Source organism: Acinetobacter sp. P1332, assembly GCF_044057475.1.
In the GTDB taxonomy this organism is placed as follows: domain Bacteria; phylum Pseudomonadota; class Gammaproteobacteria; order Pseudomonadales; family Moraxellaceae; genus Acinetobacter; species Acinetobacter johnsonii.
Genome location: NZ_CP171158.1, coordinates 13,229 through 39,507 on the forward strand (window position 1 = coordinate 13,229; position 26,279 = coordinate 39,507).

Here is a 26,279-nt window from a genome sequence, read left to right on the forward strand (position 1 = left end):
CAATTAAGCTAATTAGGTGGGCAATTATGAATATGTTGGTAAATATAAAAAGAGAAGTGCAAGCATCTGAATTAGACTTTATTGAAGTCGAAAAGCTAATTTTGCAATGCGAAAAAGCAAAATCGTCAATAAAGGTTATTTATGAAAGCATCAAAGATATTGAACTTGATGCTTACCAGATTGTGAGTGCAATCACCCGAAAATCATATTCATCATCATTCAATACTGAAGAATCTGCTTTAAAACAAATATCGTCATGCTTCTGGAGGAAGTTAACTGAGATCATCAATCTTAGAAACTTTATATCTGAAAAAGAATATGATGCGTTGTCAGATAAAATTGCTCGTCATGAAATTGAAGATTTCACGATGGATAACGTGAATGTATTTTTAGAATCTATCTGGTCTACGCGCCACATGGCATATGCTCGTAAAGTTGATTCATTGTTTTGCCAATTATCAAGCAAATACAAAACCAATCTTGGTGCTGGTATTAACCCGTGCGTGATCATTCATCACAATAGCTACCATTCTTATTGCAGACGAGATAATTTAGTGGAAGAAGTACGCTTTATAGCAAGGCAGTTATTTGGCAAGCCTTTAGACCACACTAGATTAGATAAACTCAGGTTAGATCGTGGTATCTGGCATAGCATTGATGATAATTTATTACGCATTAAGATCTACGAAAACGGTAACTGTCATATCTTGTTTAATCAATGCGTAGTTGATCGCATTAACCAGGTATTAAACCTGTTATATCCGAATCAAATTGGCATAGATCCAAATGTAAAACACAAACGCCGTGCGTATGATGAACCCATTTTATAAAGCTCATTAAAAAACCATCAATTGTTATTGTGGTTTTTTTTTAGATATATACGGTACTAATTTTGCGATCGTGCCACTGGTGAACATACACTGACCATATCACTATGGATACTTGGGATAAATCATATCCCTTAAAGGCAGATTTAAATTTAGACTCCATTTTTCGGAGCTGCATTCTCTTATCACGAGATGGCTCTAATTCAATATCCCCAATGAATTGAGAATTGCAATAAGATCTTGTTCAGGTGTATCAGCAAGCACCGTCACGTTATAGCCACCGCTAAACTGGTGTAATTCAGCACAGTACTCAACATCAGACGCCGTGAGTACCAATTCAACATCAAAATATTGAATCACTTTAAGCACCTGGTACTTAGAGATGGATCCGTAAATTTGAACAACTCCTATAAGTGATATTCTGCTCCTCAAATGATGTTATAAACATCAATATATGGAGTATTTTATGGCACGTAGACCAAGAAGAAATCATTCAAATGATTTTAAAGCTAAGGTAGCACTTGCTGCGATTAAAGCAGAAAAAACACTTGCTGAATTGAGTGCTGAGTTTGATGTTCATCAAAACCAAATTATTGACTGGAAAAATCAATTGATCTCAGCTTCCTCGCAAGCTTTCGATCAATCAAAAGCTCCAACAGAACCACCCATCGATCTAAAAAAACTACATGCAAAAATCGGTGAGCAGGCATTAGAAATTGATTTTTTAGAAGGTGTGTTGAAGAAACTGGGCCGCTTCAACCACAAAAGTTAATCGACGACTCACTTCAGATTTCAGTATCTAAGCAAGCTAAGCTGCTGAAAGTCTCCCGTGGTTGTTATTACTATCGCCCAAAACCTGTGAGTGCATCAGATCTGAAGCTGATGCGATGTATTGATGAATTACATATGCAATATCCTTTTGCAGGCAGTCGTATGATGCGTGATTTGTTGAATCGTCAAGGACATCATATAGGACGACGTCATACACGTACTTTAATGAAGAAAATGGGTATTCAGGCGTTATATTGCAAACCAAATTTAAGCCAGGCTAATCAAGCTCACCGTAAATATCCATATCTGCTCAAAGGGTTGGCTATTCAGCGCAGTAATCAAGTGTGGTCTACGGATATAACGTATATCCCTATGGCAAAAGGCTTTGTTTATTTATGTGCTGTGATTGATTGGCATAGCCGCAAGGTACTTGCGCATAGGGTATCGATTAGTATGGAGGTGGATTTTTGTATTTCGGCTTTAAATGAAGCGATTGAAAAATATGGTCGACCTGAAATATTTAATACAGACCAAGGCAGCCAGTTTACCAGTGATGCATTTATTGATGTATTGAAATCAAATGGCATTCAAATCAGTATGGATGGTAAAGGTCGATGGGTAGATAATGTGATGGTTGAACGATTATGGCGGAGCGTTAAATATGAAGAGGTGTATCTCAAAGCTTATAGCAGTGTCACAGATGCGAAAAAGCAATTAAGTGCATATTTTGAGTTTTATAATTTGAAACGACCTCATTCGAGTCTAGACAAAATGACACCAAATGAGTTTTACTATGATCAGCTACCCCAACAAAACAAGGTGGCTTAACTAGAGCGGAATATCACTTATAAATACGCTTTTAGTTGTTCAAACAAGTGGGACCACCTCTCTTTGCTTTAAAGAATCCGTTGTTTTCAGCTAACTTCATCGCTTCAGCAATGGTGATGTTTTCAAGCACAAGACGGTCTTGAGCTGGTTCATCTTCATATGTTTTAAAACTTAACAATTTAATTAAACTTAATTAATTAACTAATTGCTCGTTAAATTATTCTTAATGCATTACGGCGATACGGCTAATAGAAAAATCATATTAGTACGCAAGCGATGTTTTTTAATTGATTAAAAAAGATTGAAAATCTTATTTTTCGAGAAAAGTTTGCCAGGTTGTGTTTTCCCATAAAATGAAACTATCAAAAGCAGAAAGCTTAAAACTTGGAGTGAACAGCATGTCAAATTTAAACGCTCAATCAGTACAGTTACAAGGCACTTTATACATCGGTTTCCCTAAAACTTTTAGCGGTGCTCACATGGAAACATTGTTTGATGAAATCTCAGATTACATCGACAACAACTGTGATTTAACCCTTGCGGATCTTCAAGCGGATAGTGACTATGCTCAACTTCAATTTCAACAGCACATGCCGACATTGGCTGATAAAACAAATTTCTTCTTCATGGACGTTGAAATCTACGTTGCAACATTAAAAGAAAACTTTGGTCATACATCAGTACTCGACCAAGTTACCTCAGTAAATATCTTTGGCAAAAACCTTGAAGACATTTGCACGTTAATGGCTCAAAACGGCTACGCATACGACCGTATAGAAGATTGTTGGTCACGCGAACTTTCTTAATTCAATTCACCCATACGCACGGATAACGTGCGTATGCCACTGAATCACATTTGAGGATATAAACCATGCAAAACCTAATTACAGCGCATTGCGAGCTAACCATCAAACATGATGAAAAACAGCAAAAAAATGTCGGGCCTGTTGTTGTGACGTTTGGGGCGATCTTTACTGCTGAGTCGGTGAATGAACTGTTTTGCGCTATATGCCAAGACGGAATCAGATTTAAAGCAATCTATAACCCCGACAATATGTATTTTTTACGCCATGAGCTAAGCCCAATTGCTGATTTGTCAGTTAAGACAGACCAAGACGGCAACATTATTGTCAGTGTGATTGCATCCACTAGCCCATATTTTGAGATCAAAGTACTAAAAAATGGTTTTACCAACTCAGACACCTTAAATAGTTCTGCGATTCGCACGTTGGTTCGCAACCATCAAAGCCCATTCCAAGAGCAAATTTCTGACTACTTTGAAACAGACCAAATTTTTAAAACCATGCAAGCAATTTTTGCACACACGTATTTAAGCCGATAAGGAACTTCACCATGACGACCGCTACTGCTACCGCTGAAAAGACCGTGTTCAAACGTGAAACGTTGGAGCTGAAGAACATCCATGTTTACACCCAAAACGACCGCATTAACCAAAAGAGTCGCGTTGGCGACCGTGCATACGACAATGGATTAGTGAAAGACATCCTGTTCAGCCCTATGCTTTGGGCTACCCCTGAATTTTCATCTAGCTATGTTACTCAGATTCAAATTAAAGGCACACGCATTTATGATTCACTTTGCAGTTATACTGGCGTTCGCACCTATTTTTATAAGTTGTCAGACAGTGAGTTTGGGTGCATGTATCAAAAACGTCCGTACCCACAAAACGACTTTCTCTTAATTTTTGCAAACTTAACGCAAATGTTTAACGATGCAGTTTGTTACTTTGGAAACAACAGTAATAAAAACGCTTTTAAAAGTCTAGATTTTGACATCGAATGCGGTGTTTCACGGTTCAATTTACAGCAACGCTTATTAGAGTTTTATAAGAAGTCTAAACGCCAATTGACCATCAGTGAAACAACAAGCGGGATGCTTGGTGACTCGAATCTTCGCTATAACATCTTTGTTCGCAACCAACCAAAATTGGACAAACACGGCAAGCCGTTAAAATGCACCAAAAAACTCATTAAGCTGTACAAAGAGCGTGGCACAGTTGCGATCTATGGCGGTGACTGCATTTCACCACTCAAGCTCGTTAAACACCAACAAATCAAGCTAGAGAGCGAAAATGGCAAGTTTTCATATACGACTGACTTCATCACGTTGTACTCAGTAGAACAAGACATGTACACCTTATATATTCCCTATTCTGTACTTAATGAAAGCTACGGAACAACTAATAAATTTTATGGTTTGCATCTCACCCAAGAAGAAGCAGAAAAAACCATCCCGAAATTATTAGAACGTACTCAAAAGTATTTAAACCATAAAAAAGGTTAATACCCTTGCGTTGATCAGCTAATTGATCAACTGCTGGCTTTATAAACGCAAACGATGTTTTTTTAATTGATTAAAATAATCCAAAACTTAATTTTGATAATTCAGCACCCATAATTCTACTAATGCATTTCCATCAAGCCTTAATTCAAACCATATTCAATTAACAATGAATTAACACCACTACGGCGTTATTTCTTAAATGTGGTATATGGCTTTACCCACCCCCTACTCGTCTATGGCTAATTGTTCCAGTGTCAGTCAAAAAATGAAATATAATTCATTCTCAAAAATGAGAATCTGTTCACAAATGGGAACGCGAAGCAGCCTTAATTTTAAAAATACCAGTTCATCTAGACTAAATTTGAGTAAGTCTGATTAATATTGAATAAAAAACCTAAGTTTTTCGCCGTATGTTTTAATCTTCAAGGGTTTAACTTTAATGAAATTTTTTTTAAATAAACTAATTTAGTGGATTTTGACCGTTATAATGGTTTTATCTCGAGGCATATTGCCTTAAACTTGGAGCCGTGTGATGTTAAAACTATCTAGTATCTTTTCTCATGAAGCTAGGATTGAATCCCTTGTTATTCAATTTGAAGCCGATTATCAAACTGCACTAAAGCAAGGTTTAGATATTTACTTTGGCGTTGGCTATGCAACTAATGAGGATAGTCAATCTATACAGGCGTATCTTGTGAAAGATAAGGAGATTTATAAAAAGCATTACTGGAGTTGGGAATACCCAAGAACACCACACAAAATTGAAAAAACTAAAGCTGAGCACCGCCATTGGTTAAACCTAGCTGATGTACGAAACGCTGCGCTCGAGGCGAATATTACAAAATAAAAAGGTAATCTAAATGATAAAAAAAAGTGTGGGTTTTGAACGTGCTTCTGATGTTCAAGCCATCGTTTACTCAGTAAAAGATGGATCTGCAGTTTTTGTCGTACCAAATGGCTTTGTGGTGCTGGAGGTTCCATTGTCACAAACTCAAGCCGAGTACTTCAAGATGTATGAGAAGTCACCTAATGTATTTGTGTTGTACGGTAAGGCAAAATTCCATTACGTGTGTGATTGTGAAGTTGAACTGGTTGGCTTTAGTATAGAAAAATCTAAGCTAACAAATCAATTGGTCAATCCAAGCTTATTTAGCCACATTGATAAACCTGCAGTCAGTATAGATTGCATCTATGATGATATGTCTGCACCAACTATAAGCCCTGGCTTTTATTGTTAATTAGCTGGTATAAAAGATGCCCGAAATTCGGGCTTTTAATTTGTCTGAAGACAAGTTATTTCAACTCGCACGGCGCTTTAATTCTGATGTTATTTGCCCAAGAATAAACATCCGAACCTTTTTGTGGGAAAGGCTGACTCTTAGAATACTGCAACCAACACACCGAATTATGGGTTGGATCTTGTGCCTTACGTTTTTCACGTAATTTAATCAGGCTTTCTCTTAACGCTGCAGTATCGTATTTTGGATCAAGTGACCTCTGCACACGACAAAAAAATCATCCCCACCCGATTTTCATAGGTTTAGGGGTTAAAAAGCTAACTAACTGTCGAAATACAGTCTTATCATTGTTAAAGAACACCAAGTGAAGGCCCTCAATCAACACATCCAGGCCAAGCGCAAACAAACTGGCTTGAGGTCGAGCGTTTGACTTTAACTTGCGCTTTAACGGCTTATCTTTGTCTTTATAAATACCGACATGATAAGCCCAACAAAATGCTAAGGCGTTCACTGCGACTAATTTACTGACCCGATCAAGATGGGTTAAGTGGGTATCTTCAAGATTAAAGCCACGGCCCTTTAGACAAGCAAATAAAGTCTCAATCTCCCAACGCTTAGCATAGCTTGTCATCGCATCCACTGTTTCTAGTTGATTGGTGGCCACAATCACTAAACCATAGTCTTTATCACGCTTGGCAAATACTCGAACCAAACAACCATCGACAGTCAGTATTCGTCCATGTCGATATGTTTCTTGATGGCTAACATGGAGTAATAACTCTTTAATCTGTACCAACTTGCCATGATGATTCTTAACTTTACTGTTCTTCTTAATCCGTATGGCAAAGGGTATGTGATTATTGGTGAGCCAGTTAAACCATTTTTCGCCAACAAACTCTCTGTCTGCTACTATCATCTCAAGGTTATCTTTGCCAAATTGTTTGATAAACCGCTCAATAAGTTCACAGCGTTCAAGATGGTTTGTATTACCTCGCTTATCTAGCATTTGCCAGTATAAGGGGATGGCTATCCCTTTATATACCACCCCTAGCATAAAGATGTTGAGGTTACTTTTACCCCATTTCCAGTTGGTGCGGTCAATGGTTAAGGTGAGTTTGCCTAGCCCAAATAGTCGATATATCATTAAAGCCAGTTGATCGTAGTCTATCCTCGCTTCGGCAAAAAATCGCTGTAGTCTGCGATAGTGACTGTCGGTCTTGCCACCCTTAGGAAGGTGTCTTGCTATTTTTTTTAAGATTACTGCTTTGAGCAGTAATCAGGGCTATTATCATTAGGCTCAAACATGTGATTCTTGCCTTGTTCATACTCAGGTTTTGGGTTAAAGTTTCACTAAGTCTGTTAAAGTTTGGCATGGTCTGATTCGTCTTAAAAATTACTATTATGCCTTTGCTTTAACAGACTTTTTTGTTTTTTGTCGTGTGCAGAGTCAAGTGACATAAAACCTACCGCAAACAGATCCGCATAAGATTCTCGCCATAGTTGCGTTTTACCGCTACTTTCAGCCGTTACAAAGGTAGATACATCATCCATCTTTACTTTGGACCGATCAGACGGCGCAATTGAATTTAATGCTTTAAGTGGCTGGCCAAGTTCACCAGGCACATCGGTCGCACGATCTAAACAGTGAGATAACTCGTGCGCTAATATCAGCATTTCCCAATCGTTGTAGCTTACATCGGTTTTTGCTTCTTTATACATGGTGTTCATGCTGGTTTTAGACATATTCACCAGGCAATATCCTGTACTAGATCTTAATGAAGCTGGAGAAGCTTGCGGTATATCTAAGGAAGTTAAAGCCCAACTTTCGTTAAAGTCACCTAACACAAGTGGCGCGTTGTAGTTTTCCTTGGCAAACTTTTGTAGTTGATTGAAGTTACTACCCGGTACCATCGCAGCAATATGGTCATGGTTGAACTGTTTCTTTTCTAGCGTTTTGAAACACCATATAAAACCATATGACAGTAGAAACATTAGGAGTGGAACAACAGCAACAGAGAGCATAAGTAGCTTAAAGTTTTCGTCTAGTCGCTTGGTTCGGTCTTTGGTCTTAATATAAGGTGTTGCCAAGCACCAGCTGAGCACTACTGTCATCAATATTAAAATAACAAGAAAAGTCATGGTGTAGCCAACTGGTTCAATAAACGTAAAGGCAATCCACGCATAACAAGTTAGGACGGTTAAGGTCCACAAAATGATGTTTAAAATGATTTTTGTTTTCACGCAGTTAGCATCCCTAATCTATAAAAATAAATGTGGCCCATTAAACGGGCCATATTGAGTCTGTTCTCTTCATCATCGCCAATGTGGTCGATATAAATAATTAACAAATCATCAAAGCTAAAAACTTTTCTTAAAAATTTAAGTTGGCTGCACACCAGGATAATCGTTGTAGTTGCCATCAATAAATTGATTGGTCGATTTACTGACATCATACCAAATCGGCATGCATTTCGACTTGTCACTTTGATCGATGGCCATGTATGGAAGTCCTAATTCGTTTTGAATCAATTCAGCACCCATAAATGGCTCAAGAACCTTCATAGGAATGGAAAACAAACACTCAACATACCCATTATCATGAATGACCTTCCGACTGGCTTTAGAAGCACTGTCAAAGCGCAATGCATTCCACAAGTGAGAAGCTTCATTGATGGTATGTGGTTGTTTTAGGTAATTAGGATTTTCAGACGCATAGATCGACAGTGTATTCACATCAATCATCAGCTTAAGTACACCTGAACCGACCATATGTTCAATCGGTATATACAGCATGATAGCGCCGTATCCTAAGCTTCGTTTTTTAGCATCTGGATGTTCACCAATACCACCAATAACGCTATGAATAAGAATAGGTAGAGTTGTGTTCATTTTATAAACCTTTCAATAGTTTTGTAGCTCTTTATACATTTGATACCGCGTATAGCAGATATATAACACGGCGATGTTAATAGAGATTGCATGAAGAATGATGATCAGGTTGGCACCCGATAATTCATCATATAAGGGCGAATAAAACGCATAAACGACTGAGAGTTCAGACATTAAAATCCAAAAAAAGCGGATAGAGGGGATATATTTAAAAGCTTCACTTTTTGCTTAATTTGTTTTTGCTGACTCATATTTCTCACCATTAGATTACAGCCATTAATATTGATTAATGATTTCATCCATCACATAAATTGAGTAGTTGTACTGGTCTAAGCGATATTTGCTTTCTTCAGTATGTTCACTGGCCAATGCTTGTAGTTGAGTTTCGTTCATGGAAGAAGCATAGCGGTTACGGATTGATTTAAGCTGGCTCAATTCTAAACGTCCAGTACTCTTGGTCAGATTGCTGACAGTTGTGAATAGATCCTGGTCATATTCTTGCAATTCACCATACAGCCAAGCAAGGTGTTCTGCATTGATGTATGGGTTATTTTTTTCATAGTAGTTTTTCAGTTTGAATAAACTCAAACCACATATGAACACAGCAACCATAAGGCTAATGACAAGCCCCTCACCGAGTTTAAGTAGGTATAGGAATATAAAGATACTAATCACGCCAATGGCAATAGAGATATATCGCATGGTTTGATTTTGGAACATTTCTAACATGGGCATTACTCACTTTTTGTAATGTTGTTTTGATAAAGATGGTCTATTTGAGCGATGGCAAGTTTCATGCGTTCCGTGGTGCAAGTCAGGTCGTCATCAAAACGATGGTTGAATTCAACAATCCCCTGTTCTTCCATGTCTTGCATTTCACGCTTAGCATTACTTAAGCCTTTTTCTATACCAACCAGATTCAAGTTAAAGAAGTCTTCTAGTAGCTTTTCACTCTCAATGATTTGTTTGAGCTCAGTAACATAGACTTCAGTTTTCTTTTTGCTGATTTCCGCAGCCATCGCATAACGAAAGTTGCCGTTTACAACAACAGTTTTGAGATCTGGTGAATATTCGTTGTATTCACTTGGAATTCGACTAACGGACTGGACGGCGTGACTCCAGCCATACTTCTGAAAATATTCAATTCCCGTCATGGTATATACCTACGATTGTTCTTTTTTAAGTTCAATAACAGCCAATAACGCTTTGTTTTGGCGTTCCAATTCATATTGTTTTTGACGGTCTACATTTTGGCGATCGAAAAGTTCTCTAATCTGCTGTTTGTAGTGGTTGTCATAGTACGAATAGGCTTTACGTTCTGCTTTTCTACGTGCAATGCGAACTTTGGGATGCCAGTTGAATTCTTTGTCGTCTGCATAACCCCTCATGAACTCAACCAGTTTGCTATCACCACGCATTTTACAAACCTTAATGAAGCCCATTTCTAAAACTGTAATTGGCGCACGGCGCGGATCTCCAAACTCCCAACGCCGTTTAATCCCAAAGCCACACATCTCTATTTGAACCGTAATCATGGTTTAACCTTTATCAAATGTTTGAGCTTCTGGATCTTCGACATTAAATCTGGACCATCACTTTCATGGTAAACAAGGTGTTCATTAACGAATGTGATAAAAGCATCCAATTCAGTTTGAATCGTTGCCAATTGATTGCGTAACCACTGGCATGTGGCTTCATCTTGTTTTATCGCCGTTTCAAGCAATCCTCTCGCATGTTCATAGGCATTTGCCTCACCTTGCGCCACCATATCTGCAGATGATTTCCAATCGCCCCATTTCTTATTCCAAAAGTCATCGAGCAACTGCAGTAATTTTTCCACTTCCAATTGGTCATCGCTGATGGCTGGTGTTTGCATTTGATAGATAGATTTTTTAGTTTCTACTTCACTTTGCATCCAACCATCACGAAAAGCTTCCCATTTCGCCTGATGCACCCAAGAAGAATAATTGCCACTGGCCAACAGACTACCGACCACGCCGTATCTATTTTCAAAAGCGCTACGAGCTTCAATTTCTGAAGCAATGTTTTCATTAGTATTTTGCGTATCAATCATGCTGACTATCCCCATGAAGCAAAGGCACTTGTAATGAGATTTTTGTTTCCTTCATCTCATGAAGTTTTTGAATCGCACGTTCTGGATCTATCACCCATGCATCAAAGAGAAGTTGAGTGACAAAAGAAAACTTCTCACCAACTTTGCGGAACGGTGCGCCGTGGCTATTCAGGAATTGTTCAAACACAAGATATTGCTGTTCGATGGCCTGGTTAAGTTCAAACAGGTCAATACAGCCCTCTAGCAAGTTGTACTCACCTGAAGCATTCGGCATAAACATCCATTTACGCTCATGGGTTAAGCCATCTACATGTAGGTAGGCATGTTTGTTGAGACTAGTCCACTCAGGTTTCATCATGACGTAGGTGTTGTACTCGTCATCTTCAAGATAGTTGTAGTGGGTAGCATCAACGGGTTTCTTTGCTAAAACAGAAATGGCCTGTTCAAGTGTCAGACCGAGAATGAGTGCATGTGGTGTAGTTGATGATTGGTGATCCATATTCCCTACCCCTTAGATTGTCGGGCTAGTCGGTTTAGGACCACTCAAACAAACTTCGTTTTGAACGTGATTGTAGATCTCAGCCAAGTGAGGGCGTGTGCTAAAAAATTGATCTTTTGATGTATCAGAGAGGTTAGCACTCATGATGGTGAGTAGTGCTTCATTTTTGAATTGCGCTTGAACCGCCGTCTTTAATGCACCATTCAATGAAGCATGCAGATTGTTGAATAGCGAAATAACACGGGCATTCTGATCATTCTTTTTGAAGAAGATAAAATTAACTTCACGTTCACGGAAAAACACCAGCTGATATTCAAGCCCTGATTCTGATAAATCATTCCCCATATCAATCAATGCATCATCTGGTACGGCGAACGCAGCGTATTTTGAATCAAAGTTTTGAAGTGCTTTATTTGAGATTAGATTCAAACTTACTTTGCTTTGAATCGGCACACATTGGCTCAGTTTCTTAGCCAAGTAATGTGCAGCAGCCATGTGATGTGATCCACCAGCATTTTGAACAAAAATCTTAGGACTCCAGCCATAGATAAAAAATTGATCAGTGGTTGTATCTGGAGAGTTCAATAAACGGATTTCTGGCCATAACAACATTCGATCTAAATTTTCCATACTCACATCACTAATGTAATCAGGGCATGCGTTTTTTACAAAATCATCAATGCTACGGTACTGGCTTAAATCCGACTTGGAATTTGAGAAGCCCCCAATTTCAGATAGGTCAAGTAAGCATGGTGTTTCAAGATGAATGATTTCTGCAAAAATCGGGTTAAATACTTCAGCCAATTCTTCAGCAAAGGTAGAGATGTAGAACGGCTTATGATTTTGCGTATCTTGACCAAGGTAGCTGATGGAATCGTTATCTTTGGCATGTGGATTCAAAACAATGTTTTTGCCTGGTACAAAATTAGTAGGAGATATACCAGTCATACAAAGAGAATCTTTGATTTGATGAAAAGGGAAAACATCGGTCATGGCGATGCTGTCAGAATTGACTAAACGGGTATCAATAAAGGGTTTTAACTTGAGATTCTTATAAAGCTTATGTTTTGCTGAAAATACCGAAAGTAAAGTGTCTAACATTTTAAGCACTCCATTGATTAATGCTTTATTAAAACTAATAAAGATATATTAATACAGAAAGTGCTTATAAGTATTTTTTTGGAAAATTAATTTAAGAATTGCGGTTGAGTGGTATTAGTTGCAAGTGGTTGTACGGCGTTGTTATCGACAGACTTTGAGTACTGTTGCACTTCAACAATTCGCACACCTTTAACGTGTAAACGTGTTTTATAGTCAGTCATTCCAAGTGTTTGTAAGTCGTCTAGCTGTTCTTTAGTCATTGCCTATATCCTGTATATTGGATGTGATTTAAGGGCAATTTAATTGATGTATTAAGGATTGTAAAGGGTAAAACACAGTTCATTAAACTTTTTATGAAATGGTATATACCGATTAAGCCTAAAACAAAACAAGGTTTTAAGAAGTGGTTTAGTTATGTTTAAGAATACGCACGTTAAAACTAAGTTGTTATATTAAAATGCATCTAAACTAGGGTTAAAACCAAACTGGATGCCAATATGTGTTCAAACATTGAATCTTACGCCGTGAACCTATCCAATGTACCTAAAGCTATCTCTTGCTTGAATATGTATGACTTTCAAACGTTAGCACTAGGACCAACCTATTTACCCCGATTTATCACTTGCAGATCGCCACATTCCATATACGGCGCTATTGGTTGCATTTGATGTGAATGCTCTGAAAAGTTTCGCTTAATCGAAATGATGGTGCCTGAAGCCATTCCGCTGTCGCAGTTGTTGTTATTGGCCATATTCAATGAAACGCCGTATAAGAGCGAATATGAAATAGCCCAATACATGCCGAGTGATGAATTAAGGCGTATTAAGTACAAACAGCTCACCCAAAAAAACTAAAGGCTGGATAACCAGCCTTATGTCTTCTACATGGATGCGTTTAGTCATCCTTTTTTTTGATTGTAATGCCTGATCGTAATGAAGCTGAAGAACCTTTTGAACCAAGTATCACCAACAATTTTTCAAAAGTAACGCATTCGTGCGAGAACGGGTTTTTCATCAAAGCTTTTTCAAACTTAGCTGCATACTGTTGTTCTACGAATTCCATTTCATTTTGAGTGCTATGTGAGATGGCTTGATCAAGACTGGCTTTGTTTTCCGCAATGTATTGTGTCTGATCTTCAGGTTTTACATGGCGTGGTATCTGAACAAGCTGATATTCAGTAATTGGCGCAACGGTTAAGTCATATCCTGTTAGGATCTCTTTCAATTCATCATAGTAGCTGTCTAGGTTCATTGGTGTGATAACGGCGCGAGTCACAGTTTCAACATCACTTTCCTGTTGAGCCTGTTCAGGTTCGCTTATACGTTCACCATAGATATTAAATTCAGCATCAAGATCCGCATTGTTGTAAGCACCAGCTTGTACTTGAGGTGAAATGTCAGAATCTTTACCGAAGTACTGGAACTGTTTTCGCTTCTCAATAATCTGGTCTTTAATGTTTGCTTCTTTTTGTGCTGAAACAATACTTTCACGGTGTTTTTGTTCTTTGGAGATTTCACCTTTCGCCGTGGACGAAGACATTACTGTTCTTTGACCAGGTGCCATCCCTTCAGGTGTGATGGATTCAAGACGTCTTGCTTCAAGAATCTGATGTACAAAATCTTGAGTAAAGTCTTTTACCGTGTTGTTGTTTTCGTACAAGGTGTTATTGAGCTTTCTGCAGATCTCAAAATCACCAAGCGCCGTGACATTGGCAGATGAATTGTTGTCTGTCAGTAGCGTGTGTTTTTCCTCAATCTCATGAATGAAGTCTTCAATTTTTAAAGTAGGATCGTAGATTTCAGATTTTTGGATATTGAAGATTGGGCAAAGGTCATTTAAGCGTAAGTACTTGGGTTGATCACCAGCCACATAGAACGCCAACATTGATACGATTTTAACGTCTGAAGTTTTACCACCTTCCCCTTTAGTTGATATGAGCAAGGTAAATTCGCCGTTGTGCTGTCCGGCAATTTGTTCAATTGTCACACGTTTTTCTTTGGCGAACTGGACTTCTGTTTGTGGTACCGAACGGTTGAATACTAGACCTTGATACATATTGATTGAGTTAACTTTACCTTGCCACTCTTCACCAGCAAAACCATCAACCAATTTGTATGTTGTACTTTCAGCACCCGAAGTAGTACGTCCAATGGCTTTAACGGTCGTGTTACCCCATGTAGCAGCTGCTTCCTCTTTAGATCCACGTTCAATATCTTCAAATGTTTGAGCACCGAACGTAATAGAGAAGTTAAGCGAACGTGCCTGAGCTGGTAAAACCGAAGCACCGACAATAACGATGTAGCCCCATTCGTCCAAAAATAGCTTAAATGAAGTAGAGGCGTTGGTTGGTCGTGCGTCAATAATGGCACGGCGTAAACCTTCCATTTTGTTACCAAGGGAACCAGCCATCATTTGTTTAATTGAGCCAATGATTAATTTTCCGAGCATTTTGAGTGAGTCTGGTGAACGCTCAAGAGCTGGTAATGGCACAGTTAAGATACGGCGGTTAAGTACAACGTCAAAAATATCAATATCACCGCCATGCTCTACACCAAAGATGTGACCATAGTTAAACGTCAAGTCGTTAATCGCCTTGGTTAACTGCATGGTGATATAACCGTGTTGCTCACGGGTTTTGGTTTCTTGTTTCTTTAACTTTTTAGGGTTGCTTGAATAACCAGGTAATGAAACGAGGTAGCCTTGAAGCTGTTCAGCCACACGTTCAAAGTCAATCCCGTATTTATCGTTATGACAAAATACCAATTCTTCAAGTGCTTCAAGTTCCATGTATTGCGTGAATACTTTTGGTGAAAGCTGAATGAAGCCATTGTCACGTAGATAGACCAAAACTCGTGTAAGTGCAGCGATAAAGGCCATCGCACGACCTTTCCACATGTCACCACCGCCACCGCCTGAGTCATCAAGCAAGTTGATCAAGAATTCAATCAACATCCCTGAGCTGGTGTTGCTCATTTGGTTCATTGAGTTGGTCATCTTGTCGGTTTGTGCACGTAGCATGTTACGACCTGAGGTAATGAAGTTGATCGTTAATAGATCCTCATTACGCCCAAAGCGGTTACATAAACGATAGTGGTCTTGTTGAGCCTTGGTATCACCTTTTGCGTCTACAAAGATATAACCTGAGTTTTGTACGTACTGGTTGGCACAGTTACCTAGCATGTATTCTGTTTTACCCGAACCCGTAGTACCTAACACAATTTGATGTGTACGGTCATCGGAGTTGGATGCATAAACAGGTAGACCAGTTTCACGGCAACGACCAAGGTAAGTCACACCCTCACCTTGTAGCTTATCGCGATTGGTACGTGCGTATTCCAAAAAGGCTTTTGGATTGTCCAGTACGTCATCTTTTACGCGTGATGTAATGTCAGTTGACGCATCCAGTGAGTTTGAATGCAACGGCGCACGGAATGGCCACTCAAAAAAGTAATCATTCGGATGTGTGTAGCGTTTTAATAGGTAATACGCGATCCCTATAAATATCTCACCGCCAAACGGAACAACAAACAAAATAACTGCAATAGCACCAAGAACGCCAACCAAATAATTAGCGCCGTCTGGCGCTGTAAGTTTTAAATGGATTTTCTCTAAGCCTGATCGTGTATCACGCTTAAGCGAACTAGGTCTGAACTTTGTTTGTGTGCCGTATTTTTGTGTAGAAGCCATACTTTGCGACCTACTCTTTTATCTTCAGGATAATAGGCAAAGTCGTTGTTTAACGACCTTACCCATATCCAAGCACTTCAATGTATATACCAATTAACGCAAATCTATATAGCTGATTGGAGTTAAGAAGAAACAGCTTCAGACTTACGTTGGTTCAGTAATTTTTTCTTCATGTTTTGCTCAAGTTCATAGCGTTGATATTCAACAACCATCTCTTGTGCCATGGTAGAAATCACTGAAGCAGTTGCTTTGTTTTCGTCAAAGTCCGTGCCTTTATTTTTGGCATTTTTCTCAATCATGGTACGCCGTGTCTTAATCTGGTTCTTCGCACCTTTTGGATAGAATTGTGCAAGGACCTTCAACGCCTTACCACGTTCACCGATAAGGTCATACGTGTAGTTACGGAGCGCACGTTCATCGGGATGTGTACTGAGTGACCATAAAAGGATTGGACCAAGTGAAACGGTATATAAGCCCGAACATTCCATTTTTTCGAGTTTAATTTTACTGAAGTACGTTAAGCCTTGATCTGAGAAACCTACGTTACCTGAACCAAGCGCATCCATTTCTAGTTGAGTTAGACCGATGCTGTCACGAATAGCTTCACGAGATTCGCGTGTACCAGGATCGACAATCACATACGCCGTAGCAAAGCCCACCAAGTCTTTAAAGTCTTCTACTTTGTGAGATGCCAAGTTAAGACGAGCACCCCATTTACGCAATGTACGTGCGTCTTCAGCCAATTCTTCTAATAGGATTGGATCGCCTTTCGCAACGTGCAATTCGTCATAAGACATAATTTTGCGGTCTTCAAGAAGCTCATTAATCAGTTGGGTTGCATATTCACGATAAGCTTGTGGGAATTTTGGAATATCGTCACGGCTCACGGCGAACTTACGTTTAATGAACATCCGTACAATCTGGAAGAATAGCGATGTAGTTTTAGGATCTGATGATGTCGCAACTTCGTTTAAGTCGATAGAAGCTACACGAGCGTTACCAATGTCAAAGTTGGTGTGATAGAAGAATGCTGGATAGGTATTTTGTGCAGCCATAATCTGATGCGCCAAAAAGTCCAGTGCTCGTTCATTATCAATATGAACATCACTCCAAACATCTAAAATTGATGAATCAGAAAGTGTTTCAATCATATCGCCAATAGTCGGCATTGCGTAACGGTGAGCCAACGTGCGTCCACGGATCTCATTCATTGAATGGAAAAGATCACGTAGAGCGTAATAAGAAATATCCTTACCTTGTTCAGAATGTGGCTCAATCAGTCCGTGTTTTTCCATGATGCGATCTAGTTCTGGATCTGCAAAGCGCATGTACTTACGTGCTTTATGATCAGCATTCGTATCATCAGCAAAATAGAATGTACGGCGTAGGACCGCACCAATAACGTCAGAAGTGTTTTTGGCTGGTTGCCCTTTCAATTCAGGCGGTGTTACCAATGAACTTAAAAACGCTGTCATTTGACGCATTTCGTAGTTCAACGGGTAGCGTAAGCCCATACTGAATTCAAGCGGATTAATCGCTTCTTCTTTTGAGTTTTTAATACGCTTATAGATGGCATAGTGACGTAGCTCTTCAGGCAATGAATCTTGCACTGTTTCTACTAACCCACGGCTTGACTCACCCACATCGACAATATAGGTCAACGGGATACGTTCGTTACCAGGCATCATGATGTCCTCAAGCATGCCTTTGTTCATTGTGACCGATTTACCCGTACCCGGTTTACCAATGTTAATAGTCGTCCATACAGTCACTTCATTTGAGAACGAATCAAGAATAATCAGTTTACCGTCCAAGGTTTTGTTGAGCTGATGCCCTTTATGGAATGGTGAGTTAATACGTGTCAGCGGTAACATGTAGAACACATCAAACAACGGTGCTGGTGAAATAGGTGCGTGATTACGTACCATCAAGCCCGGTATATGTGATGCCCAAGTCAAAATAGGATCGCCAGCCTGTTCCATGACTTTTGCACCGCCCCACGCTTCAAAACTCTTCCAAAGCTTTTGGCGCCGTCCTACAAGAATGTTTACACCATCTTCGGTATTCGGTGCCCATGTCATCATGGTCATTTGCAGACCAGCAACAGTGTCTACTTGATCTAGGTCATTTTTAGTGGCCATCAAAATGTTACCAGCATTACGAATGGCTTTGTTTTGTGCCGTCATAAAGTGAATAACGCTTGATAACGTGCGTTTCATCATGGTTCCAGCCATACCATCACCAGTAATACAGTAACTCACCGCATATGGGATAGAACGGATGTTACCGTTAGTGTCGTGCGTTTTGGCCTGGTGTAGTAAGCGGAATAGCGTTTCAAACGTATTCGTCTTAGCTGGATATATATCTACCATCAATGGCGCATATACAACGCCGTCAGTGATAACACTTCCCACTGGATAGAATGAACCTTGACTTGTACCAGGTAAGATCGCATTCGTCATGAGTTGTTCTGAGATCGGTTGATACAAAACGTGTGACGCATCATGTTCTGATGGTATTTCTTTCCAACGCATCGGTAAGCGTGTATTCAACATCGGCACAGACAAGGTGAAGTCATCTGAAGTTGAATGTGAGGCAATTTGTTTTTTAATCGTTAGACCAGCTTCAATAACATTCAATACTTCATAGATTGCTGGAAATTCTTCAGTTGAGAGTGAGTTTAAGAATTGTGAGACAAAAGACTCATGGTGTACGTATAAGCTGTCCGATGATTTAAGCATGTCTTGAGCATTGACCGTACTTGGCATTGTAATTTGCGACAGTAGCTTTTTACGGTTTTTTGAGTCTTGAGCTTTATCGATTGGCGATAGTAAGGTTGGCTCAGAGATTAAAGCGATATAACAGCTTTCGTTAAATACACCGCCTGAAATGGTTTCTGTCATTTCATCAATGATGATGTCTAGATTCATCGCACAACGCGCCGTGGTCGCCTTTTGCATGGCGTTCAAGTCATGAATGGCGTATGGCGTCTCATGGTCTACTTTGAACGCTAGATGAATCGTATGTCCACGGTCTTTGAAGTAGTTACGCATGTTGCTCGTCATCAAACCAATTTGACGGCTGAATGCATCACCACTAATTAAACTCTTAATCCCCTTATATTCGATGATCGTAATCATTGCACCAGTTTTTGTGACAAACGTATGTTCGTCCGATACTGTTTCTAAATCGCAATAATCCTCTACGTCAGCTTTCATGCTTTGTAGGAATAACATCAATATAATTTCAATCTTGGAGTAACCAGTCTTATTATAACCAGACTTCTCAGCTTTCTTCTTACTCATTTAAACACCTTTATTAATTCACCTTTCTACGTCTATCTTTGATTAGACATGTCTTTAAGCATTAAGCACTAAAAAACGGTAATTCTCTTAAAACGTTAATCGCACTGTCGAAATCCTTTTTTTGAATTGCGACCTCAAGACTTTTAACAGAGGGTTTTAAGCTTGTATCTAAAACCAACCTTAATAAAAGCTCATAGAAGGTACTGTTAAAAGGGATATTATCATTTTTTGAATTAGTAAATACATCAGTTTTAACGGTTTCGTCCTCTTTTAATTCGACATACTTCTTAAAACTATTTAGGTCAAACACTAAACCCTTATTAAGCAGTTGCCAAAACGCCGTTTCTAAAACCTCTTGGCTTTCCCCTAAAGTACCCACCTTGAAGTTTAAGGAACCTGTATTTTTAAGTTGGAAGTGAACCTTATCAAGCTCTATGTAGATCTCTTTGTTCTGGTATAAGCCCTGTTCGTGGAAAACTTTAGACACCGATAGCTTTAAGTTTTGGTATATACAAAAAGATTGCAGCGAACTCATTTTTAAGTTGCCCGTATCTATCTGGTTTGTCGCATCTTCTACGGACGTTGGTAGGTGTATCATCGGAAAGTAGCGTGTCAGTTCTTCAGACAGTTTCTTTTGTTCCAAAACGCTTATAATTGATAATGGATTGTCAAATCCAAAGTTGGTGCTCAGTAATTTCTTATGCTTCACACTCACACTTTGCTTAACCTGTATTTCAACGTCTAAGCCACTCAGCGCCGTTATTTTGTTTAGGTGTACCAAAGTGTCATCCAACAGCAAACAATCGCTGTTAACGGGGATATTCATCAACAGTAGCGCTTTAATCAGTGGATCTTGAAAATGCCCCGTTGTGTCTTCACCAGTTGTTGTCTGATTCCCTATCGCTATATGTACAACATGGAGTAGCAATAGCGTGTTAGATGTATGGCCAGTGTCCCGTGTCGTTGGTATATACAAATCGTTCAGGAAGTTGAAAGCCTCAGTACCTATAACGCATAAGCGAAATATCGATAGCTGATCGTGCGTTTCCTTTGGTAGTGCATCTATCCCAAGTTCCCAATATTTGTAGATGTATGGACCAATAAATGAGTATTCATCATTCAATATGTCCGTCTCAAATACGCTATCCAATACCGCTATATCATTCACTATGTCAGGCTTAAATGGCTGTAACACTATGCCCGATATAACCTCTTCTAAGCTCATATCTATGTATTCGGTATCTGCTAAGCATTCTGTCATTTTTGTGAGCTCACTTATCACCCAAACCCTTAAATACATCTAGTGTTTGGTAGTACTCATACTGCTCGTCAGTAAAGATATTCGGGGAAAATACTATGTAGTGGTTTGGCAGATTAAAGCTCTCGTATGCTTCGTCTGATACCTTTTCCAAAGCTTTTGCGAGTTGATACAAAGAAAAGTTTTTGTTCTCTTTGATGGCATTCAAATACCACTCTTTGTACTTGCGGAGCTGGTCTACGTAATCAACGTTCGCTACCAACATATCTTCTTGCTTGGCTTCTTCATATTCAGCCATTGTGTTGAACTTAATGTCCGTGAAGTACAGTTGGGTATCAATGCTTTGGGCTCGTGTCTTAATCGCATTAAACGCCTGTATATCCTCAAACATATTACGTGCGTATTCTGCTTCAGACATCTTTGTAGGATTAGGGCGTTGATGGCGCTTTAACGGCTCTACAAGCAAGCTTTGGCGATGTCGCCGTGCGAACTTAGCAAGCTCAGGATCTTGGTTGTCAGACTTATGCGATAACACCAGTAATGAACGTTGATATTGATTAAAGATCTCTTGAGGTATGTTCGTACTCAATACGCATATTTCAGCTTTCTTTTCCAGTGATAGTGCAAAGATGTGGTTTTGTGCATGGCATAGCGTACAGACCGCTACAATGTTCTCAGCCGTATGATTGCTATGATCGCCGTCTAAGTGATGTGGCTCTAAAAAGTATTCGTCATAGAAATCACAAAAATAGCATTTAGCTGGTTGTGAAGACATTATTTGCTTTATTGTCTCATTGGTTTTAAAACCATCATGGATAGTTTTATCTTGACGTATCTCTTGCTTGTCGTTTACGCCGTTAATAGGTCTTAAAATACCAAACTTACGGTTTATATGTTTCACTTAAACCCCTTAATACTATTAAGTAAGGTCTAATTAAAACATGTATATACTATTTTTAAAATAAAAAAAGCGCAGCCTAAGCCACGCTTTTAAACTTATTTATTATTATATTACGCTTTACCAGTAATAGTGTTCGCAGCAGAGAACATGATGAAGCCTACGATTGATAACGCACCACCTACAATAATACAGATCCAAGCAGTTTTCTTTTTCTTTTGTTGATCTTCTTCTGATGTATACATCATATACAAACCAGTACCAACTAAGCCTAAACCAAGCACCATGAACACTACGATTAAGAATTTATAAACGTTTTGACCTAATGTTTCACCACGGCCTAAGATTTCATTCGCATCAGAACCAGCAGCGTGTTTTCCGTAAGCTGAACCACCCGGGTTCCATGTGCCAGTGTTTGCATATGCAACTTGACCCATTAATGCAGAAACAAAAGCTAAAAACATTACTTTTGCGCGGAATGCAGTCGCTTTTACAGTGCGAACTGAGTGTTTTACTAATGATACCATTGTCACTTTCCTTTTATTTAATATACGGGAGCTAATCTCCGCACTGTAATTAAACATTCTTAAAACCCTATTGCTTTAAGTTGCTTAATTTTAAACTTCTCGTTAAATATCTTCAATATCTTATACAAGGTTTTTAAGAAACTCTCACCCTATTTTAAGAAGATTGTTTAAAATATTGTAAAAAAGGTACCTCCTATTTGTGTTCCAAAGGTATTAACAAAGGCATTGTGTACGTCCTGAACGTATACGCATAATACACCTGTTATAATTAAAACCCATGCTTTGCGGTATGTCGCATTGCCTTGAGCATCAATTTTCTCTACAAAACCATATAAGCCACGAGCTACCGCTATAATCCCTACCAGTTGCGTAAAACCTACAACCGCCGTAACGATATATGCACCTAAATCATTAGCACCAGCATCAGGCAAGTAACTTTGTACCGTTACAAGTTCTATGCCATTACCACCAAACAATGAAGAACCTAGTGCACCAATGATATATCCGTCATATCCAAGTGATGCAAAAGCACCACCGATAAGAACCTTCAACAATGCCCCACCAGTGGTAGGCTCTTTCATTCCATGACCAAAGAACTTTTGTTGAGGTGATGATGCTTGCACTAAGTCAAAAAGCGCCGTGCCAGTAATCACCAACCCCGTTACAACAAAGCAAATGCGTATAAAGCTTAGTAGTGGACCGTATATGTTTAATATCGCTTTAACTATATCTAATGCATCCACGCTATTTTCCTTATTTCACCCAAATGGCTTGTTCGTTTTCGTCAGCAGCATAGACCCTGCGATTGTCTGGCATCTTCTGACCTACATAGACTGTATATGTGTGGTTTTGAGAATCTGTCATCCAAGCACGATCGCCTACAACCGCAAAAGCATCCAAACGTTTTGCACCTTTTGGAATTGATAAGGTTTTAGATCCCGATGTACTTAAAGCCTTTTGCTTAGTCTGGTCTTTAGCTATTGTGATTAAACTAGTCTTTAATTCCTTAATTGCCTGTTCTTGCAATTCAACAAGGTTTTTAAGATCGTCATTTTCAGCTTTCAGTTGTTCATTTTTGATTTTGGTTTCTGATTGAGCAACTGCAGTTTGTTCGCCGTTTTGTATTTGCCCTTGCGCTTGCTCTTTTTCTTGCAAACGGTGTAATAAAACAAGTGCATTCGTACCCTGACTTTGATAGAAGCTAATTGCCTCTTTTCCTAGATCAGAATCAATCGGATACGACATGGATTTGTACATAATCATGTATTGACCAGTGGTAGGATCTTTAAACACAATATTTTCATCAACAATGAACGCCGTATCATCAGCAATACTATTGTCCTTTAAAGGTTGTTGATTTTGGATGTATGTTGCTTGTGTTTGTTGAATGCCTTGACCAACAGTATCAATGGATTCTGGTGTTTGTTCTGGAGCAACTGCCGTGCTGACGTCTTTTGGTTTACTCATTTGTATCCAAAAGAAAGTACCAATCATAATTAAGGCAATAACACCAATAACAATAAGAAGTTTTGGAGGAATACCACCCTTCGCACCACCTTCGCCTTTTTGGGGTTTGCCTTCAGCATCTTTTAGATTTTTCTTTGCCTGTTCAGCAGTCATTTGATTATCAGACATTTCGCTTACCCCTTACTTTTCGGTGTTGTTACGTCAGCATCAAAAAAGACTTCAAATACTTTTCCGCTGTTAACGATATACGTAGTTGGTCGAACTGTTGATGTACGTGCCATGTTCGCCATTTCCGTACCAACGTTACCAATGATGTTCCCGGCAATTTCTTTATCGTTTGGCTCTTCCTTCGTGCTTACAACATTGCCAGTATTTGTGATTTGGGTTGTACCAATGTTTTGATAGGCTTGTCCGTACCCCTCAAAGATTCCAGCAGTAACCATACCGCCAAGCTTTTGCAAAGTGTGTTTTTGGACTTTATCAGCCATACCCGATTGTTTTGTTCCAAGAGTTAAAGCTCGTACTTGGATTGCATACTCTTCGCCCTTAAACAACATACGGGTAAAGTTAAATTCAATATCCGCAGTATTCAGACCAACAGTACCAATAAGTTTTGCGCCGTTAAATTTACCGCCAATAACAGTAGCAAATAGGTTTTTACCTTTATCAGTATTCACACCTGTATCTAAACGCGCTTTCATTGTTGTACCAGCTTTAATGATTGCTAGTCCTTTAGTAGATTCGCTAGTCGTTTTCGCAACGTTCAAGCTTCCAAGGTTTTGTTGCCCTTCCGATGCTTTAGTGTTGTGTGAATATTTATATGTTGAATATCCGTTGACCTTGTTCTTTGTATTAGAAAACGCAGCAAGTTGATCAACAAAAGCAGTTTGACTTAATTCACGCGTTGCAACATTACGTTCTGCATTAGCAGCTGCTTGTTGGCTATATACACTAGCAACATCATTAGCAGCAGATGAAGCATGTTCATATTGTTGCGCGTAGTTAGTTTGATAAATCGGTGCGTTTTGATTAGCACCGTTTTGTGCTTGTGGTTGTTGTGGTAGACCACCGCTAGTTGGTTGAGGTAATGCGCCACCATAAGCACCACCTTGATTTGCCATATTAGCTCTGGCCATCTGGTCAAGTTCAAGCGTAATGTTTGGTGTACCAGCTTTTGCAGAACCGTTTACAGGTTGCCCATTTGGACCTGTAATAAAATTCTGATCGTTCAGATCGCCGTTTGGATCTTGTGTTGCAACTGTTTTAAATTCGGGTAAATAGCTTTCACCATTTTTGCCAGCTTGAGCAGCTTCTTCAGCTTGTTTTTGACGTTCATATTCTACGTATTCAGGAGGGATAACATTTGTACCCTGTCCTTGGATTTCTGGTGTAGCAATAGCAACCTGATTATCTAAAGCTAGTTGGTCACTTTTCCCCATTGGGTTAAACATAAAAAAGCCTAAACCACCAACTACTACCAAACCAATAATTGCAACAACGCGAAAGCGCGTATCTGCAAAAACACGTTTTTTGTTAGCAGTTTTAATACTTGTATTTTTCAGTTTTTTAGGTTGGTCTTCTTCTGAATGAACTTGGTTTGCAGAAATAATAGTTTCATCGGTAGTACCTACTTCAGTGCTACGACTAGAATTCTCTTCAATGTCATTCGGGTTATTTTGTTGGTTCGTTGAATCCATTTTTACTTCTCACTTAATGACTTAAAATGCGTCTTCGAGGTAAACAGTTTTAGGTGTACCGCCAGTCGTTGAAAATGTGATGTATTTCAGATCTTCAGAATCTTCATAACGGAAGATCTTCATACCGTTGTTAGCGCGGAAAGAACTCAAAAAGGCTGGTTGAATAACACCAAAGTTACTACGCACATATATATAGCCACCAAACTTCCAAGCACGGACATTAGGACTATCGGTTCGCATTTCGACAGCACCTTCAGGCGCCAAGCCATCCATAAATTGCAAACTCACACCATCTGGAATAATCGATGTTTGATTGCCTGTTGAATACATAGCTTTGGCTGTTGGGCTTCGACCAGGTATACGTGCGTCTACACGAACATCTAAATCACGTTGGCCAGTAGCTAACATCAAAATTACTGGAGCACCCAATCCCTTTAATGTGACCGTTACGTTTCCGAAAGCAGCTGGATCTAATGGTTCGATTGAAAGGATGTTAGTTTCAGGGATTTCATCTGGCTCTTTTTCGTTTTGCTCACCCAAACCATCTGAGAAACGTCCACGGTCCAAAGAAATCTTTTCAATGTTCCATGGATTTCCTGAAGAATCGGTAAAGACAATAGTAGATAGCATGCCAGCGCTTAAACGAATTACTGGCGGTTCCTCACCAGGGTTTAATGAAATACCCAAACTACGGGTTTTCGCTTGTGGCGTATTTACATAAGGACTAGAAAGGCTTCGTTTTTGTTGCAACAAAAGTCCTTTAACTATTTTTGTTTGCTCAGGTGTGAACTGCAAACCAACAAGGTTGTGAACCTGTCTGTCAATTTCCGATGCTGTATCAACTACCTCAGGTGCAACCAAAGGAGATTGAGCATCCGCAAAAGTATTCGGGGGCATATCAGCAGCATT

The 26,279-nt window shown here is 39.3% G+C and carries 29 protein-coding genes; 8 read left to right on the plus strand and 21 right to left on the minus strand.

What is annotated here, in order from left to right; all coding sequences use genetic code 11:
- The first annotated feature begins 26 nt into the window (after positions 1-26).
- Complete coding sequence (locus ACFN7Z_RS17640; RefSeq protein WP_005005990.1) at positions 27-830, plus strand: DUF4942 domain-containing protein; 804 nt, start codon at positions 27-29, stop codon at positions 828-830.
- A 195-nt stretch (positions 831-1,025) separates the two neighbouring features.
- On the opposite strand, the gene ACFN7Z_RS17645 is transcribed toward ACFN7Z_RS17640, so the two are convergent.
- Entirely contained in the window at positions 1,026-1,187 is a 162-nt protein-coding gene (locus ACFN7Z_RS17645) for a hypothetical protein (RefSeq protein WP_395442700.1), read from the minus strand.
- A 106-nt stretch (positions 1,188-1,293) separates the two neighbouring features.
- Here ACFN7Z_RS17645 and ACFN7Z_RS17650 point away from each other — a divergent pair.
- The 6 genes from ACFN7Z_RS17650 to ACFN7Z_RS17675 all read left to right on the plus strand — a co-directional run bounded on the left by ACFN7Z_RS17650 (position 1,294) and on the right by ACFN7Z_RS17675 (position 5,968).
- A protein-coding gene (locus tag ACFN7Z_RS17650; protein ID WP_223155595.1) for an IS3-like element ISAba14 family transposase occupies positions 1,294-2,426 on the plus strand; the annotation gives its coding sequence in 2 pieces (ribosomal slippage) (positions 1,294-1,546 and positions 1,546-2,426; 1,134 coding nt in all).
- A gap of 398 nt (positions 2,427-2,824) precedes the next feature.
- Entirely contained in the window at positions 2,825-3,232 is a 408-nt protein-coding gene (locus ACFN7Z_RS17655) for a hypothetical protein (RefSeq protein ID WP_005005986.1), read from the plus strand.
- 65 nt (positions 3,233-3,297) lie between these two features.
- The gene (locus tag ACFN7Z_RS17660; protein ID WP_005005983.1) at positions 3,298-3,768 is read left to right on the plus strand and encodes a hypothetical protein; all 471 of its coding nucleotides are present in this window, start codon (positions 3,298-3,300) and stop codon (positions 3,766-3,768) included.
- Positions 3,769-3,779: 11 nt separating this feature from the next.
- Complete coding sequence (locus ACFN7Z_RS17665) at positions 3,780-4,730, plus strand: hypothetical protein (RefSeq protein ID WP_005005981.1); 951 nt, start codon at positions 3,780-3,782, stop codon at positions 4,728-4,730.
- A 532-nt stretch (positions 4,731-5,262) separates the two neighbouring features.
- Complete coding sequence (locus ACFN7Z_RS17670; RefSeq protein WP_024160774.1) at positions 5,263-5,577, plus strand: hypothetical protein; 315 nt, start codon at positions 5,263-5,265, stop codon at positions 5,575-5,577.
- Positions 5,578-5,590: 13 nt separating this feature from the next.
- Positions 5,591-5,968, plus strand: a complete 378-nt coding sequence (locus ACFN7Z_RS17675; protein ID WP_024160775.1) for a hypothetical protein — start codon at positions 5,591-5,593, stop codon at positions 5,966-5,968.
- Between the two features lie 55 nt (positions 5,969-6,023).
- On the opposite strand, the gene ACFN7Z_RS17680 is transcribed toward ACFN7Z_RS17675, so the two are convergent.
- From ACFN7Z_RS17680 to ACFN7Z_RS17730, 11 genes are all read right to left on the minus strand, one after another.
- Positions 6,024-6,233: a hypothetical protein gene (locus tag ACFN7Z_RS17680; RefSeq protein WP_395442701.1), complete on the minus strand. Its 210-nt coding sequence runs from the start codon at positions 6,231-6,233 to the stop codon at positions 6,024-6,026.
- A 12-nt stretch (positions 6,234-6,245) separates the two neighbouring features.
- Positions 6,246-7,241: an IS4 family transposase gene (locus ACFN7Z_RS17685; protein WP_395442709.1), complete on the minus strand. Its 996-nt coding sequence runs from the start codon at positions 7,239-7,241 to the stop codon at positions 6,246-6,248.
- A gap of 113 nt (positions 7,242-7,354) precedes the next feature.
- Entirely contained in the window at positions 7,355-8,209 is an 855-nt protein-coding gene (locus tag ACFN7Z_RS17690) for a hypothetical protein (RefSeq protein ID WP_395442702.1), read from the minus strand.
- A gap of 138 nt (positions 8,210-8,347) precedes the next feature.
- Positions 8,348-8,857 (minus strand): hypothetical protein, encoded by a 510-nt coding sequence (locus ACFN7Z_RS17695; RefSeq protein ID WP_005005975.1) that lies wholly within the window; start codon positions 8,855-8,857, stop codon positions 8,348-8,350.
- A gap of 276 nt (positions 8,858-9,133) precedes the next feature.
- Complete coding sequence (locus ACFN7Z_RS17700) at positions 9,134-9,586, minus strand: hypothetical protein (protein ID WP_005005931.1); 453 nt, start codon at positions 9,584-9,586, stop codon at positions 9,134-9,136.
- Positions 9,587-9,591: 5 nt separating this feature from the next.
- A complete protein-coding gene (locus ACFN7Z_RS17705; protein WP_000145713.1) occupies positions 9,592-10,011 on the minus strand; it encodes a hypothetical protein in 420 nt (139 codons plus the stop codon).
- 9 nt (positions 10,012-10,020) lie between these two features.
- A complete protein-coding gene (locus tag ACFN7Z_RS17710) occupies positions 10,021-10,392 on the minus strand; it encodes a hypothetical protein (RefSeq protein ID WP_005005929.1) in 372 nt (123 codons plus the stop codon).
- On the minus strand, positions 10,389-10,931 hold the full coding sequence (locus ACFN7Z_RS17715; protein ID WP_005005928.1) for a hypothetical protein: 543 nt from the start codon (positions 10,929-10,931) through the stop codon (positions 10,389-10,391). The genes ACFN7Z_RS17710 and ACFN7Z_RS17715 overlap by 4 nt, the downstream gene beginning before the upstream one ends.
- Positions 10,924-11,430: a hypothetical protein gene (locus tag ACFN7Z_RS17720; RefSeq protein ID WP_005005926.1), complete on the minus strand. Its 507-nt coding sequence runs from the start codon at positions 11,428-11,430 to the stop codon at positions 10,924-10,926. Before ACFN7Z_RS17720 ends, ACFN7Z_RS17715 begins: the two co-directional genes overlap by 8 nt.
- A gap of 12 nt (positions 11,431-11,442) precedes the next feature.
- Positions 11,443-12,531 carry a DUF6685 family protein gene (locus tag ACFN7Z_RS17725; protein WP_005005924.1) on the minus strand — a complete coding sequence of 363 codons (1,089 nt, stop codon included), beginning with the start codon at positions 12,529-12,531 and terminating at the stop codon, positions 11,443-11,445.
- An 86-nt stretch (positions 12,532-12,617) separates the two neighbouring features.
- On the minus strand, positions 12,618-12,791 hold the full coding sequence (locus ACFN7Z_RS17730; RefSeq protein ID WP_162900306.1) for a hypothetical protein: 174 nt from the start codon (positions 12,789-12,791) through the stop codon (positions 12,618-12,620).
- 441 nt (positions 12,792-13,232) lie between these two features.
- On the opposite strand from ACFN7Z_RS17730, the gene ACFN7Z_RS17735 reads away from it, so the two are divergent.
- A complete protein-coding gene (locus tag ACFN7Z_RS17735) occupies positions 13,233-13,385 on the plus strand; it encodes a hypothetical protein (RefSeq protein ID WP_270429215.1) in 153 nt (50 codons plus the stop codon).
- 40 nt (positions 13,386-13,425) lie between these two features.
- On the opposite strand, the gene ACFN7Z_RS17740 is transcribed toward ACFN7Z_RS17735, so the two are convergent.
- From ACFN7Z_RS17740 to ACFN7Z_RS17780, 9 genes are all read right to left on the minus strand, one after another.
- Entirely contained in the window at positions 13,426-16,218 is a 2,793-nt protein-coding gene (locus ACFN7Z_RS17740) for a type IV secretion protein DotL (RefSeq protein ID WP_120384620.1), read from the minus strand.
- Positions 16,219-16,340: 122 nt separating this feature from the next.
- The gene (locus ACFN7Z_RS17745; RefSeq protein WP_005028612.1) at positions 16,341-19,523 is read right to left on the minus strand and encodes a hypothetical protein; all 3,183 of its coding nucleotides are present in this window, start codon (positions 19,521-19,523) and stop codon (positions 16,341-16,343) included.
- A 61-nt stretch (positions 19,524-19,584) separates the two neighbouring features.
- Positions 19,585-20,784 carry a hypothetical protein gene (locus ACFN7Z_RS17750; RefSeq protein WP_005028615.1) on the minus strand — a complete coding sequence of 400 codons (1,200 nt, stop codon included), beginning with the start codon at positions 20,782-20,784 and terminating at the stop codon, positions 19,585-19,587.
- Positions 20,785-20,794: 10 nt separating this feature from the next.
- Entirely contained in the window at positions 20,795-21,682 is an 888-nt protein-coding gene (locus tag ACFN7Z_RS17755) for an HNH endonuclease (protein WP_005005914.1), read from the minus strand.
- 110 nt (positions 21,683-21,792) lie between these two features.
- On the minus strand, positions 21,793-22,206 hold the full coding sequence (locus tag ACFN7Z_RS17760) for a hypothetical protein (protein ID WP_005005912.1): 414 nt from the start codon (positions 22,204-22,206) through the stop codon (positions 21,793-21,795).
- 167 nt (positions 22,207-22,373) lie between these two features.
- Positions 22,374-22,949 (minus strand): hypothetical protein, encoded by a 576-nt coding sequence (locus ACFN7Z_RS17765; protein WP_151835051.1) that lies wholly within the window; start codon positions 22,947-22,949, stop codon positions 22,374-22,376.
- 10 nt (positions 22,950-22,959) lie between these two features.
- On the minus strand, positions 22,960-23,841 hold the full coding sequence (locus tag ACFN7Z_RS17770; protein ID WP_151835050.1) for a hypothetical protein: 882 nt from the start codon (positions 23,839-23,841) through the stop codon (positions 22,960-22,962).
- 5 nt (positions 23,842-23,846) lie between these two features.
- Entirely contained in the window at positions 23,847-25,370 is a 1,524-nt protein-coding gene (locus ACFN7Z_RS17775; RefSeq protein WP_032055041.1) for a DotG/IcmE/VirB10 family protein, read from the minus strand.
- Positions 25,371-25,391: 21 nt separating this feature from the next.
- On the minus strand, positions 25,392-26,267 hold the full coding sequence (locus tag ACFN7Z_RS17780; protein WP_227518657.1) for a DotH/IcmK family type IV secretion protein: 876 nt from the start codon (positions 26,265-26,267) through the stop codon (positions 25,392-25,394).
- Positions 26,268-26,279 lie beyond the last annotated feature (12 nt).

What these genes read in the sequence shown, in the direction of transcription:
- ACFN7Z_RS17670 (WP_024160774.1), top strand. Translation starts at nt 5,263, where the DNA reads ATGTTAAAACTATCTAGTATCTTTTCTCATGAAGCTAGGATTGAATCC.
- ACFN7Z_RS17700 (WP_005005931.1), bottom strand. Translation starts at nt 9,586, where the DNA reads ATGTTAGAAATGTTCCAAAATCAAACCATGCGATATATCTCTATTGCC.
- ACFN7Z_RS17725 (WP_005005924.1), bottom strand. Translation starts at nt 12,531, where the DNA reads ATGTTAGACACTTTACTTTCGGTATTTTCAGCAAAACATAAGCTTTAT.
- ACFN7Z_RS17715 (WP_005005928.1), bottom strand. Translation starts at nt 10,931, where the DNA reads ATGATTGATACGCAAAATACTAATGAAAACATTGCTTCAGAAATTGAA.
- ACFN7Z_RS17735 (WP_270429215.1), top strand. Translation starts at nt 13,233, where the DNA reads ATGATGGTGCCTGAAGCCATTCCGCTGTCGCAGTTGTTGTTATTGGCC.
- ACFN7Z_RS17740 (WP_120384620.1), bottom strand. Translation starts at nt 16,218, where the DNA reads ATGGCTTCTACACAAAAATACGGCACACAAACAAAGTTCAGACCTAGT.
- ACFN7Z_RS17705 (WP_000145713.1), bottom strand. Translation starts at nt 10,011, where the DNA reads ATGACGGGAATTGAATATTTTCAGAAGTATGGCTGGAGTCACGCCGTC.
- ACFN7Z_RS17655 (WP_005005986.1), top strand. Translation starts at nt 2,825, where the DNA reads ATGTCAAATTTAAACGCTCAATCAGTACAGTTACAAGGCACTTTATAC.
- ACFN7Z_RS17730 (WP_162900306.1), bottom strand. Translation starts at nt 12,791, where the DNA reads ATGACTAAAGAACAGCTAGACGACTTACAAACACTTGGAATGACTGAC.
- ACFN7Z_RS17720 (WP_005005926.1), bottom strand. Translation starts at nt 11,430, where the DNA reads ATGGATCACCAATCATCAACTACACCACATGCACTCATTCTCGGTCTG.
- ACFN7Z_RS17640 (WP_005005990.1), top strand. Translation starts at nt 27, where the DNA reads ATGAATATGTTGGTAAATATAAAAAGAGAAGTGCAAGCATCTGAATTA.
- ACFN7Z_RS17710 (WP_005005929.1), bottom strand. Translation starts at nt 10,392, where the DNA reads ATGATTACGGTTCAAATAGAGATGTGTGGCTTTGGGATTAAACGGCGT.
- ACFN7Z_RS17665 (WP_005005981.1), top strand. Translation starts at nt 3,780, where the DNA reads ATGACGACCGCTACTGCTACCGCTGAAAAGACCGTGTTCAAACGTGAA.
- ACFN7Z_RS17660 (WP_005005983.1), top strand. Translation starts at nt 3,298, where the DNA reads ATGCAAAACCTAATTACAGCGCATTGCGAGCTAACCATCAAACATGAT.
- ACFN7Z_RS17745 (WP_005028612.1), bottom strand. Translation starts at nt 19,523, where the DNA reads ATGAGTAAGAAGAAAGCTGAGAAGTCTGGTTATAATAAGACTGGTTAC.
- ACFN7Z_RS17760 (WP_005005912.1), bottom strand. Translation starts at nt 22,206, where the DNA reads ATGGTATCATTAGTAAAACACTCAGTTCGCACTGTAAAAGCGACTGCA.
- ACFN7Z_RS17675 (WP_024160775.1), top strand. Translation starts at nt 5,591, where the DNA reads ATGATAAAAAAAAGTGTGGGTTTTGAACGTGCTTCTGATGTTCAAGCC.
- ACFN7Z_RS17775 (WP_032055041.1), bottom strand. Translation starts at nt 25,370, where the DNA reads ATGGATTCAACGAACCAACAAAATAACCCGAATGACATTGAAGAGAAT.
- ACFN7Z_RS17750 (WP_005028615.1), bottom strand. Translation starts at nt 20,784, where the DNA reads ATGACAGAATGCTTAGCAGATACCGAATACATAGATATGAGCTTAGAA.
- ACFN7Z_RS17695 (WP_005005975.1), bottom strand. Translation starts at nt 8,857, where the DNA reads ATGAACACAACTCTACCTATTCTTATTCATAGCGTTATTGGTGGTATT.
- ACFN7Z_RS17780 (WP_227518657.1), bottom strand. Translation starts at nt 26,267, where the DNA reads ATGCCCCCGAATACTTTTGCGGATGCTCAATCTCCTTTGGTTGCACCT.
- ACFN7Z_RS17770 (WP_151835050.1), bottom strand. Translation starts at nt 23,841, where the DNA reads ATGTCTGATAATCAAATGACTGCTGAACAGGCAAAGAAAAATCTAAAA.